Annotated in this window: 4 protein-coding genes; all 4 read right to left on the bottom strand. The window is 70.1% G+C overall.

The window, feature by feature from the left end; genetic code table 11:
* Positions 1-821, bottom strand: an 821-nt coding sequence (locus tag F3J14_RS33895) for a TolC family protein (protein WP_166726621.1), incomplete at its 3' end; no start/stop codon positions are given.
* A gap of 10 nt (positions 822-831) precedes the next feature.
* A complete protein-coding gene (locus tag F3J14_RS33900) occupies positions 832-1,986 on the bottom strand; it encodes an ABC transporter permease (RefSeq protein WP_166726622.1) in 1,155 nt (384 codons plus the stop codon).
* Positions 1,983-2,954, bottom strand: a complete 972-nt coding sequence (locus tag F3J14_RS33905) for an ABC transporter ATP-binding protein (RefSeq protein ID WP_166726623.1) — start codon at positions 2,952-2,954, stop codon at positions 1,983-1,985. The genes F3J14_RS33900 and F3J14_RS33905 overlap by 4 nt, the downstream gene beginning before the upstream one ends.
* The coding region (locus F3J14_RS33910) for an HlyD family secretion protein (RefSeq protein WP_166726624.1) at positions 2,951-3,851 on the bottom strand (901 nt) is incomplete at its 5' end. The genes F3J14_RS33905 and F3J14_RS33910, both read right to left, overlap by 4 nt.

A 3,851-nucleotide genomic window follows, 5' to 3' on the forward strand; every position in this document is an offset into this window, starting at 1 on the left:
CGCTCTTCCGAGCGGTGGCGCGCGGCGAGCGGCGGCAGGGAGGCCTGCGTTTGCGCGAGCAGCGCGCGCTGGGCATGCACGTCGGCCCGCGACACGCCCCCCGACGCAAAGCGCGCTTCGACGATGCGCAACTGCCGCGCTTGCGCGTCGACGAGCTGCCGCGTAAGCGCGACTTGCTGCGCGAGCGACGCGCGCAGGATCGCGGTCGCGACGACGTTGCCCGCGAGCGTCAGGCGCGCGGCGTCGAGCGTATACGCCTGATAGTCGACCTGGGCACGCAGCGCTTCGAGCGCGCGCCGGTTGCCGCCGAACACGTCGAGTGCGTACGACACGCTCACCGACGCGTCATACAGCGTGAACGGCCCGGGATTCGGCATGTTGGCGGGCAGCCCGAACGCGGCGACGTCGACCTTCTCGCGCGTGGCGGACAGGTTCGCGTCGACGCGCGGCAGCATCGTCGCGCCGGCTTGGGCCGCATGGTTCTGCCGCGCTTCGTCGAGCCGCGCGCGGGCCTCGGCGAGCGTCGGGCTGTTGCGCCATGCGGTGTCGACGAGGCGGTCGAGCGGTTCGGAGCCGAACTGCGTCCACCAGCGTTGCAGCGTGTGCGCGGACGACGCGAACGTCTGCGCGTCGCCGGCCGGGCCGCCGGCGGCCGCCGTGGTCGCGGGCGCTGCATCGCGCGTGTACTGCTGCGTGGCCGGCGGCTCCGGCGCGCGGAAATCCGGCCCGACCGCACATCCGGCGAGCAGCGCAACGGCGGCCAGCGCGCCGCCGCGGGCGGCGTGGGCAGCGTGGGATATGCGACGCGAAGCCGGTTTCATCGAGCGGCCCCTAATCGAGCGTGCGCCGGTAGAAGCGCAGCGCGACGCTCATCACGACGAGGGTGAACAGCGCGACGGGCCACACGGACGGCCACAGGTCGGCCCAGGCGTTGCCTTTCAGGAGGATGCCGCGCACGAGGCGGTTGAAGTAGGTGAGCGGCAGCAGGTTGCCGATGAACTGCGCCCACTTCGGCATCCCGGCGAACGGGAACATGAAGCCCGACAGCAGGATGTTCGGCAGGAAGTAGAACACCGCGAGCTGCATCGCCTGCAACTGGTTCTGCGCGAGCGACGACAGCGTGATGCCGACTGTGAGGTTCGCGGCGATGAAGAGCAGCGCGGACAGGTAGATCGCGAACACGCCGCCGACGAACGGCACCTCGAACACGTACCGCGCGGCCGCGAGAATGATCGACACCTGGATCAGCCCGATGAACACGTACGGGACGATCTTGCCCGTCATCACCTCAAGCGGCCGCACGGGTGTCGCGAGCAGGTTTTCCATCGTGCCGCGCTCGCGTTCGCGGGTGATCGCGAGGCCGGTCATCATCACCATCGTCATCGTCAGGATCACGCCCATCAGGCCCGGCACGACGTTGTACTGCGTGATGCCTTCGGGGTTGTACAGGCGATGTAGCACGACGTCGAACGCGGCCGGGCGGCCGTTCAGGCGCGCGAGCGGGCCCGTCAGGTCCTTGTCCGCGACGGGCTGCACGAGACCCGTCAGTGCGCCGATCGCCGACGCGGTCGCGACGGGATCGGTCGCGTCCGCCTCGACGAGCAGCGACGGATGTTCGCCGCGCAGCAGCCGCTTCGAGAAATCGGCCGGCACGCTGAGCACGAACTGCACGTCGCCGCGCGCGAGCGCCTGCCGGCCGGCCGCTTCGTCGGGCAGCGTCGCGACGATGTCGAAGTACGCGGAGTTGCGCATCGCGGCGATGAAGCTGCGTGCGAAGGGGCTCGAATCGGCGACGATCACCGCGGTCGGCAGGTGCTTCGGATCGGTGTTGATCGCGAAGCCGAACAGCGCGAGCTGGATGATGGGCACGCCGACGATCATCGCGAACGTGACGCGATCGCGGCGCAGCTGCAGGAATTCCTTCAGCACGATGCTCCACCAGCGCGCGATCGAGAACGATTCGCGCAGGCCCGCCCACGCGTTCATGACGACGCTCCGCCGGGCGGCCTGGAGGCACGGCCCATCATGTAGATGAAGACATCTTCGAGCCCGGTGTCGATCGGCGCGATCTGCAGCGCTGCGCGACCGTCCGTGCGCGCGCCGGCCTGGGCCGCCACCTGCGCGAGCGTTGCGTCGAGCAGCGCGCGATCGCGGCCGCTCACGTGCAGCGCGGAGCCGAACACGACGGTTTGATCGACCCCAGGCATCGTGCGCAGTTGCGCGGACAGTTCGGCCAGGTGCCCGCCCGTGATCGTGCGGGTCGACAGGTGCTGCGACGCGACGATCTCCGCCGACGTGCCCTGTGCAAGCAGTTCACCGGATGCGATATACGCGAGCTTGTGGCAGCGCTCGGCCTCGTCCATGTAGTGCGTGCTGACGAGCACCGAGATCCCTTGCGCGGCCAGCCGGTGCAGCTCTTCCCAGAAGTCGCGGCGCGCGGCCGGGTCGACGCCGGCGGTCGGTTCATCGAGCAGCAGCAGCTCCGGCTCGTGCAGCATGCACGCGGCGAGCGCGAGGCGCTGTTTCCAGCCGCCGGACAGCGCGCCCGTGAGCTGATCCGCACGGCTCGCGAGACCGAGCCCGTCGAGCGCGCGCGCGACGGTTGCGTGGCGATCGGGCATCCCGTACACGCGCGCGACGAAATCGAGGTTCTCGCGGATCGACAGGTCTTCCCAGTACGAGAAGCGCTGCGTCATGTAGCCGACGCGCCGCTTGATCTGCGCGCTGTCGCGCACGATGTCGTAGCCGAGGCAGGTGCCGCTGCCCGAGTCGGGCGTGAGCAGGCCGCACATCATCCGGATCGACGTGGTCTTGCCGCTGCCGTTCGGCCCGAGAAAGCCGAAGATTTCGCCGCGCGCGACGCGCAGCGATACGTCCTTCACGACGTGCTTGTCGCCGAACCGCTTGTTCAGGCGGTCGACGTCGATCGCATACGGAGCGGCCGGCGCGTTCAACGCACCCTCACGGCGACGGGCTGGCCCGGATGCAGCTTCGGCGCGTCGGCGGGCGCCGGGCGCGCCTCGATCATGAACACGAGCTTGCTCCGGCTCTCGTTGCTGTAGATCACCGGCGGCGTGTACTCGGCCGCGCTCGACACGTAGGTGATGCGTGCGGGCACCTCGGCCGCGCAGCCGTCGCAGTGGATCGCGATCGTGCGCCCCGGGGCGAGCGACGCGATGGCCGCCTCCGGCACGAAGAAGCGCACCTTCAGGTTCTGCGGCGGCAGCATCTGCACGACCGGATTGCCGGCTTGCACCCATTCGCCGACGCGGTACAGCGTGTCGTACACGCGCCCATCGGCGGGCGCGGCGATGCGCTTCTGGTCGAGCTTCCATTGCGCTTCGGCCACGGCGGCCTGCGCGGCGTCGACCTGCGCGGCCTGCGCGGCGACCTGCTGCGCGCGGCCCGGCAAACGCGCGACATCGACCTGGTTCTGCAACTCGCGCATCTGCGCGGCGGTGGTCTGCGCGGACGTGCGCGTATCGTCGAGCTGCTGCTTCGACAGGCCGCCGGCCGCGTACTGGCGTTCGTCGCGCGCAAGTTGCGCGGCGGCCCGCGCGGCTTGTGCGGTGGCCTGCGCGAGCTGGGCACGCGTGACCGCGACTTCCGGCGGGCGCTTGCCGGTCTGCAGGTCGGCAAGCTGCGCGCGTGCGGCCGCGAGCTGATGCTGCGCCTGCTGCAGCGCGGCCGTTTCGCTGACGGCTTCGAGCGCGAACACCGGCGTACCGGCCGCGACGGCCTGGCCGCGTTCGACCGACAGTTGGGTCAGCGTGCCCGCTTGCGATGACGACAAGTACACGAATTCGCCTTCGACATAGCCCTGGTAAGTCGTGCCGGTGTCTGTCGGCCGT

This window comes from Burkholderia sp. Tr-862, from assembly GCF_011753085.1.
Taxonomy (GTDB): Bacteria; Pseudomonadota; Gammaproteobacteria; order Burkholderiales; family Burkholderiaceae; genus Burkholderia; species Burkholderia ambifaria.

Coding starts and splice junctions, on each gene's coding strand:
- F3J14_RS33900 (WP_166726622.1), bottom strand. CDS start 1,986: ATGAACGCGTGGGCGGGCCTGCGCGAATCGTTCTCGATCGCGCGCTGG.